Annotated in this window: 10 protein-coding genes; 5 read left to right on the plus strand and 5 right to left on the minus strand. The window is 37.1% G+C overall.

What is annotated here, in order from left to right:
• Positions 1-133 precede the first annotated feature (133 nt).
• The 5 genes from DDF69_RS17525 to DDF69_RS17545 all read left to right on the plus strand — a co-directional run bounded on the left by DDF69_RS17525 (position 134) and on the right by DDF69_RS17545 (position 9096).
• Complete coding sequence (locus DDF69_RS17525; protein ID WP_114821913.1) at positions 134-2092, plus strand: T9SS type A sorting domain-containing protein; 1959 nt, start codon at positions 134-136, stop codon at positions 2090-2092.
• 294 nt (positions 2093-2386) lie between these two features.
• Positions 2387-5182, plus strand: coding sequence for a TonB-dependent receptor plug domain-containing protein (locus tag DDF69_RS17530; RefSeq protein ID WP_114821914.1), 2796 nt, complete (start codon positions 2387-2389; stop codon positions 5180-5182).
• 21 nt (positions 5183-5203) lie between these two features.
• Positions 5204-6424, plus strand: coding sequence for a DUF4876 domain-containing protein (locus tag DDF69_RS17535; RefSeq protein WP_114821915.1), 1221 nt, complete (start codon positions 5204-5206; stop codon positions 6422-6424).
• 1 nt (position 6425) lies between these two features.
• The gene (locus DDF69_RS17540) at positions 6426-7940 is read left to right on the plus strand and encodes a DUF6850 family outer membrane beta-barrel protein (protein ID WP_114821916.1); all 1515 of its coding nucleotides are present in this window, start codon (positions 6426-6428) and stop codon (positions 7938-7940) included.
• Between the two features lie 7 nt (positions 7941-7947).
• Positions 7948-9096, plus strand: a complete 1149-nt coding sequence (locus tag DDF69_RS17545; protein ID WP_114821917.1) for a cytochrome c peroxidase — start codon at positions 7948-7950, stop codon at positions 9094-9096.
• A gap of 88 nt (positions 9097-9184) precedes the next feature.
• Here the strand turns inward: DDF69_RS17545 and DDF69_RS17550 are convergent, their stop codons facing one another.
• From DDF69_RS17550 to rsmG, 5 genes are all read right to left on the minus strand, one after another.
• Entirely contained in the window at positions 9185-11548 is a 2364-nt protein-coding gene (locus DDF69_RS17550; RefSeq protein ID WP_114821918.1) for a patatin-like phospholipase family protein, read from the minus strand.
• A gap of 169 nt (positions 11549-11717) precedes the next feature.
• The gene (locus tag DDF69_RS17555) at positions 11718-14405 is read right to left on the minus strand and encodes a PD-(D/E)XK nuclease family protein (protein WP_114821919.1); all 2688 of its coding nucleotides are present in this window, start codon (positions 14403-14405) and stop codon (positions 11718-11720) included.
• Complete coding sequence (locus DDF69_RS17560; protein WP_114821920.1) at positions 14402-14938, minus strand: DUF922 domain-containing protein; 537 nt, start codon at positions 14936-14938, stop codon at positions 14402-14404. Before DDF69_RS17560 ends, DDF69_RS17555 begins: the two co-directional genes overlap by 4 nt.
• Positions 14938-15342: a hypothetical protein gene (locus DDF69_RS17565; protein WP_114821921.1), complete on the minus strand. Its 405-nt coding sequence runs from the start codon at positions 15340-15342 to the stop codon at positions 14938-14940. Before DDF69_RS17565 ends, DDF69_RS17560 begins: the two co-directional genes overlap by 1 nt.
• 62 nt (positions 15343-15404) lie before the next feature.
• Entirely contained in the window at positions 15405-16040 is a 636-nt protein-coding gene (gene rsmG, locus DDF69_RS17570) for a 16S rRNA (guanine(527)-N(7))-methyltransferase RsmG (RefSeq protein WP_114821922.1), read from the minus strand.
• Between the last annotated feature and the right edge of the window lie 81 nt (positions 16041-16121).

The following is a 16121-nucleotide window of genomic DNA, read 5'->3' on the forward strand; positions in this document are numbered from 1 at the left end:
CTGGCCAATGGTCAGACTCTTTTATTTTACTCACTTTGCAGAGAATTTATATTCAATGAATAATTATTGATATCATAAAGTTTTTGTGATTTTATTAAAATTATTACTTTAATACCACATAAAAACAAACAATATGAGAAAAATTACAACTTTTTTATTAACTCTTACCGCTTCACTTTACTTTGCACAGCAGGCTGGTGATGTTGTAAGTGCCGAACAGAAACTGGATTTAACTCCTCAGGGAGTCATTAATTTTATCGCCGGTAATCTGGGTGATCAGAATACTCCGGAATTTGCCAACTACTTGAACAGCTTCAATCTTGGGCTGAAAGGTTACAAAATCACTTATTACACCAAAAATGAAAACAATGTCCTTGTAAAAGCTACAGGACTATTGATGTACCCTAACGTACCCTTCAAACTCTCAACAGTAGTATCCGATCACGGAACAACAGACAGCAGGCATAATGTTCCTTCTAATTTCAAAGGAGCTTTAACCGCTGGATTTGTTGTTGAGCTTTCCTATGTACTCAACGGATATATTTTGATGGCACCCGATTACGTTGGGATGGGAACTGGGGACGGAACTCACCCTTATGTAGATTACGCCACAGAAGCAGGTGCCACCATAGATTTTATAACCGCCGCGAATAAAGTATTGGCACAGCTGAATATTAAACGTTATGACGAATATTTCTTAGCCGGATATTCTCAGGGCGCTCATGCTGCGATGTCTACCTTAAAAAGATTAAGCATTTCAAATCCCAATAATATAAAATTTAAATATGCCTACATGGGTGACGGGCCGTATGATTTCTCAGGAGTAACTTTAAATAAAGGAGTTCTGGAAAAAGATATCTACCCTTTCACCTCATTCCTGGCCAATGTCCTTCATACCTGCAACAATACGGGATATAAAACCTATAATAATGACATCTCAGAAGTTATTTCTGCAGAATATCTCGATAAATACAACTATCATGTCGTTCAGGATAACGGCGGACTTTTGTGGGGCCCTGTTATATGGAGAAAGCTGTTTACCACCAACTTCGTCAATGATGTCACCAACAATCCAAACAATAAGCTCAGGCTGTGTATGAAACCTAAGGATGTCTATGACTGGTATAATAAAACACCTATGACATTAGGCCATTCAACCATAGATTTAGCGATCCCGCCTGAAAATACTTCTAAAACCATTGATGTTCAGCGTGGCTATTATCCATGGTGGGATCTGAATAAGTATAAGCTGGATTCTTTTTATTGGGGACCACTGGGCCATGTGGGAGGAATTCTTCCCTTTACATTAGCTTCCAATGCTAAATTCAATACGCTGCGAAGCGGTGGGCTTCTAAATGAATGGGCTATTGCAGGATCAATTTTCGGTAAACAATCAGCTGAGAAAATATCTGAAAAATCTTCCCTTCTTTCTTCACAGATCAAACCGGATTTAGGCAACATGCAACTTGTTGAAATTACAGATTTCAATAAAGAAAAAGCCCAGAGCAGAACGGCCGGTAACCAAAATTTATCAACTTTAAAAGACGGAGTTTATTTATTGAAAGTATCAGAAAACAATGAAAATAAAATCATTCCATACATCAAAAGCACACCTCAGGAAGTTACCGAAAACGAAATTGTACAATCTGTGACTGCATCGGTTTTGCAATTAAAAATAGATCAGGAAGAACTTACTGCAGTGAATATTTTTGATGAAAACAAAACCCTGATCAGAAGTATTTCCCAAAAACAATATCGTGAAACCGGAGGAATCAATGTTCAGGAGCTGGAAAACAAAAACTATACGTTTGAAGTGGTTACTCCTTACTACAATCTTCAGTTCAGTAAAGCGGTGGGTGGAACAATATCATCAGAAAACAGTACTGATATCTATGTTCAAAGACAGCAAATTGTAGCTAAATCCGGCAATGAAATTAAAAGCATTAGTATTTACAGCATTTCCGGTGCTCTGATTGTTCAGCAGGAAGTAAACAAACCAGTATTTGAATCCAGAAACCTGGAATCGGGAATATATCTGGTGCAGATAACTCTTTCTAATGGAAAAACTATTAATAAGAAAGTAAAACTATAAATCAATCACTCCTCTATATCTTTATTTCAAGTTAATTTTTGGCACTTCAGCAATGAAGTGCTTTTTTATGGATGAATAACTCCACTAAAAATAATTGGAGATAAATTTCATCTAAAAACATTTAAAATTACGTAATCCATTATTGTTTATCAGTTTACAGCATCCATTTTAAATTTTCATCAAAAATTATATCAAAATAACATAAATGATTCTTGTCATTTATTTTGAATTATTCTAAATAAAATTAGTAAACTTACATTGAGGACGCTACTTTTGCCGAAAGAATAATGCCAGATGGTACATCATGACTCCCGCTTTCCTTTGAGGCTTCGATTTTTCAGTTTTCTTATTTTTATCATTACGATGACAGCCGTAAAGGCACAAAACTTCCAATTCACCATCACTTTTGAAATAAAGAGTCTTGATTCAAACTTAATCAATGGCTCTGAAATCAGGATCTACAATGAAGAAAATTCCTATTCAGTTTCTACGAATGAAAAAGGAATAGCAGTAATTCCATTGATTCCCGGAAAATATAAAACAGAAGTCTGGAAAAATGAAATCCTTGAATATTCCGGTAAAATATCTATATCGAAGACAGAAACATTTATTTTACCCATTCAGGAGAAACTCAACACGATCGAAGAAGTGGTGATTACCGCCAAAGAAGGAAAAGGCCTTACCTCTTCCTCCATTATTAATCAGCGGGCTATGCAGCATTTGCAGCCGTCAAGTTTTTCCGATCTTCTGGAACTTCTCCCAGGGGGAAGATCCAATGATCCGGTTCTTAATCAGGCCAACAAAATCAGTCTCCGTGAAACCGGAAGGCCTGGTACTGATTACAATACTTCTTCCATGGGAACTACCTTTCTGGTGGATGGTGCTCCTTTAAATTCTACTGCTAATCTTCAGTATTCCTATGATTTTTTAGACAAAACCAATAACGGACTGAAGCGAAGGCTTACTGTAAACAGTGGTGTTGATATGCGAACCATTTCTACAGATCAGATTGAAAGTGTGGAAGTGCTCCGTGGAATTCCTTCCGTAGTCTATGGAAATCTGACTTCAGGAATTGTAAAAATCACCAACAAATCCGGATATACAAGATGGAAAGCAAGATTCAAAGCAGATGGTTACAGCAAACTCTTTGCAGTGAGCAAAGGTTTTGAAAATAAAGAAAAAGATCTGAAAATCAATACAGGACTGGATTATCTGAATGCAAAGACCGATCCAAGAGACCGATTGGAAAGCTATAAAAGAATCACCGCCCATCTTGGTATCATTAAAGAAAAAAAATATGATCATGGAACGGCAAAATGGCAAAGCAATCTCAGCTACACAGGCTCATTGGACGGTTCAAAATCTGATCCGGATATCGATTTGTCCGAACTCAATTCTTATGAAGTGAATAACCATTTCCTAAGCCTTTCCAATATATTCAATTATACTAAAAATGAACCGTCATTCTACCGCTCCACTGAAATTCAGGCAACGATTAACCAAAGATTTGACAAAATAAAACAAACCAAGTTTATCCAGCTTGAAAATGCAACGGCCTTTCCCCTATCCACAACTGTAGGAGAATATGATGGTTACTATCCTGAACCACGCTACATTTCAAATTATACAGTAGACGGAAAACCTCTTGATCTGTTTGTTAAAATGATTAATAATTTTCAGCTTAATTCCCAATCGATGACGCATGAGTTCAATGCAGGATTCGATTGGCAAATGAGCAAAAACTGGGGGAAAGGACAATTATTTGATATCTACAGACCTATTGATCCTAAAGCTACCTTCAGACCGCGTGCGTATCGTGATATTACTGCTTACATGACTTCTGCATTGTTTCTGGAGTCTATCAACTCATTGAATGCGGGTAAACACAAGCTTACACTTGCCCTAGGATTAAGAGGAAACACCATGATGAATTTACCTTCTTCTTTCAAGATGAACGGAAAGTGGTATGCAGATCCCAGAGCCAATTTTCAATGGGAACTTCCCTCTTTTGAGTTGATGCACAAAAAGACAGCCATAGCTTTAACCTTAGGATATGGTAAGCAAAGTCTGTTTCCCGACCTCAATCTCTTATATCCGGAGCTTATTTATAAAGATATCCAACAGTTAAATTATTTTCACAACAATCCAAACTACAGAAGAATCAATTATAAAACATTGATTTATAATCCGCAAAATCCAAACTTAGAACCGGCTATGAATGAAAAATTTGAAGCAAGAGTAGATTTCAGCCTCGGCGCACATCAGCTGTCTGTGACGGTTTTCAAAGAAAATATGCGTAATGCATTCCGTTCTATGAATGAATATGCTCTGTATCAGTATAAAAAATATGATACTTCAGGGCTGAATCATGATGCCATCACTTCCCCGCCGGACGTGAATACACTTCCCTATCATACAGTGAATGAAAACTTTCTCTATACGACTCAGCGAAATGGCAGCAAAGTAGATAAAGAAGGGATTGAATTTCAATATTCTTCCAACAGAATTCCCGTGATCAACACAAGGTTTACATTAAACGGAGCCTGGTTCCGGACAAAATATGGAAACAGTCTGCCCGTATACAGAGGACGAGATTTACTGATCAACGGAAGACCTTACCCTTATCTTGGATTATATGAAGGGATGGAACCCAATTCGGTGAATGAAGTTTTGAATACCAATCTGATGCTGGATACTTATATTCCCCGTCTGGATCTTGTTTTTTCTTCATCATTCCAGTTTTCCTGGTATTCTACGAGACAAATTCTTCCTATGAGCGGAATTCCAAGTCATTATGTGGATCAGAATGGCACTGTTCTCCCCTATAATCCGGATTCAGTAAAAGGAACTCTTCTGGAAAGCCTGATCATTGCTCAGAATGAGGATGTATACAATGCCACCAGAAGACCTATGGAAATGAATCTCAATCTGAAAGTAACCAAAAGCTTCAGAAATAAATCAGTGATCGTTTCCATGTTTGCCAACCGATTATTCAGTTATTATACGCCTTACAATATCAACGGATTTACCATCAACAGAAAAGGAGCTTATGATTCTTATTTCGGAATGGAAATCAATTTCAACTTATAAACAATTTTAATTCAATAAATTATGTTAAAACATGTATTAAGAACACTGTTCGTATTGTGTGCAGCTTTTGCCATTACAGCCTGTTCTTCAGATTCCAATGAAGCTTCGGAAGCAAAAACCTCATTAAAGCTGGAACTTAAAGTAGTTCCTGACCATATTCAGGTTAAAGAATATAAAAATATTACGATCAGCTTCAAAGAGTTAAACTCCGGATTTACGATTACTCAGGAACTTAAAAATAACAATATTTTGCAGGTTGTTCTTCCTTCTGGAACGTATAACATTACTGCAGAAGGAAGCATTGTATATGGTGACAACTCCGGATCGGTAGAATCTAAAGTTGCCGGTGTACAAAACGGAATCGTTATCAATGGTAATGAAACCAGCAAAACGCTGGATCTCTCTTTGAAATCTGGTAACAGCAGTGATCTAATCTTAGAAGAAGTCTTCTTTACCGGAACAAAAACACCACAGGGAGCCATGTATTTCGGTGATCAGTATTTTAAAATCACCAATAATACAGATAAGACCTTGTACGCAGACGGTATGCTACTAATCCAATCCAGTTTTATGACCAATGAAAAGCAGGATTACAGCCCGAATATCATGGGAACTACTCTATCTGCAGGTGCTATCATCAGAATTCCGGGAGATGGAACCATGTATCCCGTAAAAGCCGGAGAATCTATTATTATTGCAGAAGATGCTATTAATCATAAAGATTTTAATCCTTCTTCTATTAATCTATCCAATGCCAATTTCCAGATTTTCAAGGAAGACTCAGATGATATCGATAATCCTTCTGTTCCGAAAATGGTGAATGTTTTTGATAAAATGGTGATTCATACCCAAGGATATTACGCGTATGCATTGGCACGTATGCCTCAGGGAATGACTAATGAAGCTTTGATTACTCAAAACTCTTATACTTACACATATAACCTTACGATTGGCGGTGATATATATCCTATGGACGGAACCGCTGTTAAAATCCCCAATGAATGGATTACAGATGCCATTAATTTAAGTGTACAGGATTCATTCCAATGGCTGGTAACGTCACCTTCTTTGGATATGGGATGGACTTCCGTGACTACTTTTGACGGAGATAAAAACCGTTTCGGAAAAGCTGTCCGCAGAAAAGTGGCAGGAAAAACAATGGATGGTAAAAATATCCTTAAAGATACCAACAACTCCACTACAGACTTTGAACATGGTGTAAAGCCATCTTTATTCAATTAAAATGAAATATTTTCTTTCCATATCGATCCTGCTCTTCTCCTTTTCAGGGATAAAAATGCATGCCCAGATCAATGACACTATCACAGAGAAAGTACGCGAAGAATACAGCTTTCAAAGGCTTATCAAAAGCAGTCTTACCCTCAATCCAGCCAGTTATGCAGGAGCAAGGAAGCACAGCATCACAACCTTTACTATATTGACAGAAAAAAGCAACACTCCCAATCAGCTGCAGCAAAAAGGAAAAGGAAAAAACTTATGGGGCGCAGAAGTGTACAGCTTACAGAAGCTTGATGATAAAACATCAGTCTGGGGAAATGCTTCTTACACACAAGGGAAAAATAAGCAGGTGATATGGAATGAAAATTCAGATTATGACCTGATCTACCCTTATGTAGCTGCAGACAGCGTGGGTGGTGATATGAAATTTGAAAACTATAGTTTTTCAGGAGGGTATTCTAAAAAAATCAATACCTATACTTTAGGAATTGAAGGAAGTTACCAGGCAACATTGAGTTACAGAGATGCAGATCCGCGACCGAAAAATACTGCCGCTCATTTTTCTCTGGCAATGGGAGCTGATAAGCTTATGTTCCAGAAATTCAGAGTCGGAGCTCATGTACATGCTGAAAAATATACTCAAAAACATTATCTGAGCTTTGTCAGCAATCAGGGATATCCTATGATTTATAATATGAGCGGACTGGGAAATTACAACGAGCTGCTTTCCGGAAAACTTCGTCAGGCCTATTACGAAGGCTGGTCTTACGGAGGAGGTTTACAGATCTTTGAAGCAGACAACAGAAACTGGTATCTGAATATAGGTCTTAAAAAGTTTAATCTTGATAAATTATTGACAGAATACGCGGACCTCAATGCCTCAAAAATTGATGAACAGCAGCTTACCTTTTCAGCCGCAAAATTCTTTGATTCAGGGAAAACAGTCTGGGGAATTTCTGCAGAAGGAAACAGTACGGAAAGAAGAGGAACTGAAAATCTCTTTCTGAACGAGAACTCAAGAAATTATATACAGATTGGAAGTGTGGAAAAATACAACCATAAGATCAATACTATTATTTTCAAAGGACTTATACAGATGGGCAACGAAAAGGCAAAATCGTCTCTGCTTCCCTTCTTTGGATGGATTCAGGAAAAAGAAAAGTACAGTAGCCCACTATCAAGAATAGAATTAAGTAAGCTTATATACGGAGCAGATTATCAATGGCTGAAAACTTTCGAAAATTTACAAACACTGTCTGTTATAGCAGGACTTTCAGCAACCAATGTCTATCAAAAAGATGCGCTTTTCAATAATTCCGGAAAACCGTCCATCAATACGATGCTTCAGGAAAACTATGCCTTCCAGTCTTCGAATTTCTGGCAGGCAAAACTTGATATTCATTTTCATTTTAACTTCCCTGTCGTGAAAAATGCTTTCGTAGGAGGCAAGATGATTTACAGTAATTTTAACAATGGCAGCGATACTTTGTTTGCTATCAGTATAGGAAGTATTTTTTAAACATATGATGATAAAATTTTCAGATATTAAATTAGCCGTTGTTCTTGGAGGAATTTCCTTGTTTTTTATGCAACACACCCTCCAAAAGTACAAGGTAGATTATGGAGAGGCTGTAGAACAATATAAAAAGTCCATAAAATACTGGCCCAAACCTGCAGTAGATGCAGATGTCAACTGGAAAGAATTTGAAGCCATAGAATGGGATTCCAATTATTATGACACACAGGAACTTCCTGAAGTAATGCTTGGGAAAAAACTGTTTTTTGATCCTAAACTGTCACAATCCAGCCAGGTATCCTGCAGCAGCTGTCATAACCCGGAACTGGGTTGGGCAGACGGTCAGGAAGTGGCGCTGGGAACCGATCATTTGCAGGGAAAAAGGAATACACAGTCGCTTTTCAATATTGCAGACCGCCAGTCCTATTTCTGGGACGGAAGAGCCAAAACATTGGAAGAACAGCTTGTAGGACCTATTTCTGCTCATAACGAAATGAATATGAAACCGGAAAAGCTGGCCAGAAAACTTTCAAAATTTAAAGAATATAAAAAGCTTTTCAAAGAAGTCTATCAAACTGATAAGATTACCTTTGATAAAATCGCCAAAGCACTGTCTACTTTTCAAAGGACCATCAGAAGCCAGCCCAGCAAACTGGATAAGTTCATCAAAGGGGATTATAAAGCAATGAGTGATCAAGAAATCTACGGAATGCATCTGTTCCGTACCAAGGCAAGGTGCATGAACTGTCACTACGGAAAAAACCTTACAGACGAATCTTTCCACAACATAGGACTCACCTATTACAAACGGGAATATGAAGATCTTGGCCTCTATCATTTCACTAAGAATTCTGATGATACAGGTAAATTTAAAACTCCTTCCCTGAGAGATCTTGATTACACTGCCCCATGGATGCATAACGGACTGATGGATGATATGCACGGCATTGTCAGTTTATACAACAGCGGCATGCAGATGATTAACCCTACTCCGGAAGAAAAGAAAGCCGATCCTAACTTTCCGGTTACGGATCATCTGATAAAACCTTTACGTCTGAATGAGCAGGAAATAGATGCTATTGTAGCATTTTTAAAAAGCATGTCAGGAAGCTATTACAAAATGCCAAGACCGGAAATCCCAAGAAAACAGATTAAATAATTGATTCTATAAACAGTAAATCCTTTTATCTGAATAGTACTTTAGATAAAAGGATTTTTACTATCTTCTAAATTGATAAAAGTTTTGTTTAAAATTTGAAGCCGATACTGAAATAGATCCTTGAAAAATCAAGTTGGCTGTTTCTGGAAATATTCAGACCAATAGGACCAATGAGAGATTCATAGCCAAGGTTTAAACCGTACCCAAACATATCAAAACTGTCATTAAAAGGAGAAAGCTCTTCACTTACCTTTCCATAACTGAACGAAGGAGTAAGGTATAGTCTTTTCATAATTCTGTACTGAAATGCCACCGAAGCCTTAGCCACCGAAGTCATCGGAAGCTCTTTCTGACGAAGCCCATTGAATTCTGGGCTTAGCAGATCATAATTATATTCGCTTCCTCCCAGATTATATTTTTGATTCAAAAACAGATAGGGAACCTGATCTTCTTTCTTTGATCCAAAGCTTGTCCCCAGAAACACATTAGCTTTTACCGTCAGTCTTCTTGTGATGGGATGGAAAAAGTTCTCATTTAAGGTGAATGAAACAAGGTTTTTAGGTTCGGAATAGTAAGATTCTTTCGGGTTAAGGATCTGATACAGGAGAGGCTGTACAACGTTCAGATCATAAAGTTCATACTGATCTCCATAATAAAATCTTGTACTTACCTGCAGATGATTCCCCCTTGTTGTAAAATATCTTTTATTAAGATTGTTCTGCTCAAACTTAAGGAAAGTATTAAAATTACTATGGTTATACAGCTTTTTACTGTAATTATCTACTTTCGACTGGTCTACTTTATCCAGTAAGCTGTACATTCTTTCCGTACTGAATTCTGTTCCCAATGATATATAAGCGTTGGGGTTGATATTATAATTCAGCGCAATCTTTCCGGTTATATTACGGTACATATGGTTAGGAAAACGATCACCTCCATCTTCATTTACATCATACAACCTGAAGTTCAGGTCATTACTTTTAAGATGAACAATCTTAGCCTCCAGATCCAGCCATAGACGCTCTCCGCTATCCAGGAACTGCTGGTAAGCAAGTTTCGCTTTGAAACGTTCGGAAATATCTACTGTTGCCAGAAATCTTGATCGGTTCAGGAGAATATTTCTGTACGTATAATTGACAATAATTCCTACAGACTGTTCTGTATCATAGTGCAACGCAAGTTTAAATGCCCCTTTTTTCGCTCTTTTCACAAATACATTCATCACAAGACCATCGTTTACATTGGTGTAGGTATAATACACTTTAACGTACTGACGCATTCCAAAAACGCGGTCTATAGCTTCATTAACGGTTTTTGCATCGTAATACTTCCCTTCCGTAAGCCCCATCTGCTTTTTCAATACTTCGATTTCAGCCGCATCAGTAATAGGCGTTCCGTCTTCTTCGTTAAAAGTGAATTTTGTGGTAGGCAGTTTTACCTCTTCAATCATCGTATGCTCATATGTAATTCCGGCTTTTCGCTGCGCTTCTGCAAGAGCTACAAACTCAGGAAGATGTTTTCTCGCTTCAATCTCTCCTATTTTGATAATCTTTCTGTATCTGGCAAAATCCTTCGTGGTAATCTCTCCCAAAGGATCTACAAAGTCTACAAGAATATTGGAGAATTCTTTTTGATGCTTAAAGTCTTCCACGGAACGGATGGCATGAGTCTGATAAATCATCTTCATCGGGTTTTCAATCTCCTTTTTCGTAAAAAGCCTGAATCCGGTATAGCCTCCAATAACAAAATCAGCACCCATCTCACGAACTTCATTAGCTGGATAATTACGGTCCAAACCGCCATCTACCAAAAGCTTTCCATCGATATAAACAGGAGCAAACGCAGCAGGAATGGCCAGTGTAGAACGAATAGCCAACGGTAATGATCCTTCTTTCTGCATTACCAGACCTCCGTTTTCAATATCGGAAGAAGTAAGCTGCACAGGAATTCTCAGTTTGCTGAAATCATTAATATGTTTGGCATTGAAAGTAAGGGTATTAAGAACCTCTCCCATGTACTGACCTTCTATATAAGAACTTGGAAGAGTGGGAAATCCTTTGACAACAGGAAACTCAAGGATATACTTGTCGTATTCGTCTTTTTCACTGATATTGACTTTATTATAAGGAATTTTATTACTTAAAATCCTGTTCCAGTCCATTTTATAGATCGTATGTTTCAACTGGTCAGCATTATAACCCATTGCATATAAGCCTCCCAGAATTCCTCCCATACTGGTTCCAGTGATATAATCTACTTTTATTCCCAATGAATCAATCATTTTCAGAATTCCGATATGGGCAAACCCTTTTGCACCGCCACCACTGAGGGCAAGACCAAATTTAGTATCCTTCGTTACATTCTGAAGGGCCATATTCAGAGAATCATTCTTTTGCTGAGATTTGATAATAAGAGAAAAAGCAATAGCTAAAAATATCAGGATCTTTTTCATTGGTGCTGCTTAATGTATCTGATTTAAACTTTAAAAGTTTTTAATAAGTAATAAAGATACACAAAAAGTTACCTGATTTTAACACTGCATGGTATGAAGTAAACAATTCTAACCCAGCTTATTTATTAAGAATAAACAGAGAGAAAAAATCTACTAAGACTAAAAATTTTTAATATGTTTTTATCGTTTCCACGAAATTGATATCCGGATTCAGGATTTCAAGAATAAGACTTTTAACTGATTTCATCGCATCATCAATATTTCCTTTATCAAACTGTAAGGAAACCATTCCCTTCTTAGCATCTGCAAAGCTCCATATTCCTGTTTCAATCGGGAATCCCCAAAACTCAGGAAGATGCTGAACAACGTAATGATAGATACAAAGCTGAAGTGCCTGTTTTCTGTCGCTGTTATGAAAATATTCATCTACATTATCCTGATCAATCTTTACATTGAGGTTTTTAATTTTCGCTGTTTTGTAATCAATAATTCTTAGAGTACCATTCAGCCTGTCAATCCGGTCAATGAATCCGAAGAAAGAAATTTTATCATTTCCATCAAGAGGAAAATCTATATTTTCGAACCTTCTTTCAATATCAATAATCTCCAGTTTATTGCCCTGCCTTATGAGTTCAAGATCATGATTCAATACATTTTCAATCACCTTTTTAGCAATAGCCTTATGGATATAATTCATCCCTTTTTCATAGAATTCCGGCTGGTGTTTCAGTTTTTCAATAGCAATATTGATATATTCATCTACCGCTTTAACTGAATTCTTTAAATCACTTTCTTTTAAAACCTTACCCTTCAATACCTCATACACTTCTTGAAGTGAATAATGAACCAGATTTCCGTAATTTTTTATCGACAGTTCTTCTTCAATTTCATCCGTTTCCGAAGTGTTTAAAATCTTGGAAAGGTAAAAATCAATCGGATTGTAAAGATAACTCGTCAGGTGGGAAGCAGATACTTTTTCCTTCCATTTTTGAAGACGCTCCTGCACAATTTGTGTCTTGGAAATTTCTATCGGTTTGGTGGCAATAGGCTCTGAAGAATTTTCAATAATGAGATGTTCGATCTCATGAGAACTTTCCATTTCGATCTGGGTAATGAAACGGCTCTTCTCTCCGGTATTGACTCCGGAACTTAAGGCATTGTATAGTAAATGTACATTCTTCGCATCCTGAATCAGTCTGTAAAAGTGATAGGCATAAATGCTGTCATTTTCAAGAAAAGTATGAAGATCAAAGAACCTTCGGATATCAAAAGGAATATAGGTATTCTGAGAGTTTCCAAGCGGAAGTTTTCCTTCGTTGACGGAAAGCAGAATAACGTTTTCAAAGTTCAGAAGACGCGTTTCCAGTAATCCCATTATCTGAAGCCCTCTCAGAGGCTCTCCCTGAAAGTCAATACTCTCAGAATTGATATGCTGGTTGATCAGAATTTCCAGCGTTTCCATTTTAATTTCAATATTGTAGGGAGTCAGCTGGTTTTTGATGATTCTGAATGCATTTTCAAAGTGAGAGACATTCTCATACTGGATATCATCTATTTCAAGCCATTTTACCTGCTGGCAGAACTCAATAAGCATATCCAGGTAACCGTTGGTTCCTGTTGCTTTCTGAAGAAGACCATAATAAGACAGACCGCTCAGCAGTTCATGTAAAAGTTTCCTGGAAATATAAACAATATTCCGCTCTTCTACTTTGGCTTTAAACTCATTGATAATCTGCTCATCTTCTACAGATTTTGGTAGTTCTTCCAAAATGGGGAAAACATCTCTGTAATAATAAGACAGTTTGTTTTTTTCCAATTGTTTCTGCAGGTAGAAAAGACGTTTCACCGCATTGGAGAAAGATAAATTTTTCAACGGGAATCCCATTGTAATATTCAAATTATCAACGCCATGCATCACATCAAGACTGGCCGGAAGAAGATTTTCATCCAGCAGTACTACCGCCGTATTGGAGTAAGTTTTATTATTGATCTCTTTAAAGATCTCAGGCAGTACTTTGGTCTGGGTTACATTCCCGGACACTTCGTATACCTTAATTTTTTTAGGTTGGTTAAAATCGTCTTCTATCCATTGGAAAGCTCTGTTATCATCAAATTCTTTCCAGGTTTTATGATTTCTCAGAAATTTTCCGGCTTCCTGTCTTTCATCATTGAAATAATAGCGGTCTGCCTGAAAGAAACACTGCGCTTTATTCCACTGCAAAAGGCTTCTTACAAGCTTTTCTTCTACCGGAGTAAAGGCATTGAAACCACAAAAAACAAATTCTTCTTTGGTGTTTTTCGCAAAATCAACAATCCTGGCTTTAGCCGCCTCGTGAATCATTCCGGAAGTTGCCCAGTTTCTCTCCTGCAGTCTCTCCTTGAGCACAGGAAGAAAAACGTTCATATTCTGCCAGAAATTAAGAAACTTTTTTCTTGGGACATCATCATCTTCTCCAAGGTCCTGAGCCCATTCTTTGATCCTTTCCTCATCAAACATATACTGCAGAACTGCCTGATCACTATCCGAAAACTTGAGAATATCATCCCAATCTTTCTGTAAGGTGGGAAACCACTTTAGAAAATCGGAAAAATCATCTCTGGGGATAAGGTTCAGGCTTCGGTACACATCAAAAGAGAAAAGCCACAGCGGAATTCCCTGAATAGTCTGATGGTCCGCTATTTTATTGATAAGCTCCTCGATGGTAAAAAAGTTAGGAAGAAACCCTGAATAGTTATTTTCCTCCAGAATCTGTCGGATAAACACAATGGGACGTTTTCCGGGCAGAATGATATTAAACGCAGAAAGGTCAGTGTTTTGTGCCAGCAGTTCGTGAATGATCTTATTGAGGAATTTCAAAGGGTTTTATAGCTTTTTAAGTTGTCAAGTTGTTCAGAAATTGACTGATTATATTCGGTTTGTTTTTCTTTATCGATTCCATGGCGGGTTTCCCTGTCATAGGCCATCTGGAAGTTTTTATAATCAACGGATATCCCGTCATAAATAGATTGGAAATATTTATTATAATCTCCGGAATTTTTAATTCTCTCCGCAACTGCTTTTCTGAATTTTCTCACAAATAATTCTGCAATATCAAAATGCTTTTGCTCATGAAGAAGAATATAGTCATCCATTTTTTTAACATCTTTCCATGATTTATCTTCATGAAAAAGTGTTTTAATGGTAATTGTAACCGGCGCCTTCGGATTCGAAGATTTTTCAGCATAAAACTCCCAGCCACAATGGGTGTAAGCCGCTACATCAGGATTCTTTTTCTTGTTAACCGGGCTTTTAAAGTTCTCCCATGTTAATTTTTTGCCTTCTTCCCAGATAATTTTCTGTCCGGATACAGCCTGTGTTGCCAATAAACATAATACAAAAGTCAATCTCATTATTCCACTACAATTGTTTTGGTAATCCAGTTATTTCCTCCATTCCAGAATTTAAAAGTATAAGTTCCTTTTCTCTGAGGGCTGAAGTTGATTTTATTTGCACCCACGTAATTCCCCTGCGTACAAGGTCCGTTGGTGATATATTTGTAAGAAGTAACCGTTCTTTCCAGATTGGTATTGTAAACATAATCATATCCGTAAAAACCCTCACAATGAGACGGATAAGTGGAATACGTTTTGATGCTCTGTATGGCAAAAACATCCATGGTATCATTGACAATTTTGACACTGTCTATTTTGATTTTACCAATAGATTCAATGGTATGATAGTCATCATCATTACACGAAACCAGAAGCACGCTAAACACGAATACTGAAAATCCAATATTTAAAAGTTTTTTCATAACCTTTACTTTTCTGATTATTAACAAATATTAGCAAAAATTATTCCTTATTTACATAAAAATCAGGAATTAAAATTACCTTTTGATACATAAACTACTTTCTTCGTATCAAAAAACTCTTCATCAAAATAGTGTTTAAGATTGAAAATTTCACATTTAAGTCCGGCAAGTTCTTCTGCGAGATCGCCTCCTTTCAAATATAAAATTCCGTTATGTTTAGGGTTAAACTGTTCTTTTTCAAATTTCCCTTTCAGCCATCTTAAAAATTCCGGCATTTGAGTTACCGCTCTGCTGACTACAAAATGGAATTTTTCTTTAAGCTTTTCTGCTCTTCCATGGATAGCTGTTACATTGGTCAATCCTACTCTGTCTGCTACAGCCTGTACCACACTGATTTTCTTACCAATAGAATCGATCAGAGTAAATTCTACCTCAGGAAAGAGGATCGCTAAAGGGATACCTGGAAAACCACCTCCTGTTCCAATATCCAAAACTTTGGTTCCCGGGGCAAATTCCATCACTTTTGCAATTCCCAACGAGTGTAGAATATGCTTTTCATACAGTGATTCCATATCTTTTCTGGAAATTACATTGATCTTTTCATTCCATTCATTATACAGATTTTCCAGTTTTCCGAACTGTTCTTTCTGTTTTTCAGTAAGATCCGGGAAATATTTTAATAGTAACGATGCAGACATGTGAATTATTATAAAACGCAAAAATAAGTTTTATTTCTCTTGTATTCAAATCTACTTTTCCTGATCCGGCTGTAAATTCTG

This window comes from Chryseobacterium sp. KLBC 52, from assembly GCF_003347605.1.
GTDB lineage: Bacteria > Bacteroidota > Bacteroidia > Flavobacteriales > Weeksellaceae > Chryseobacterium.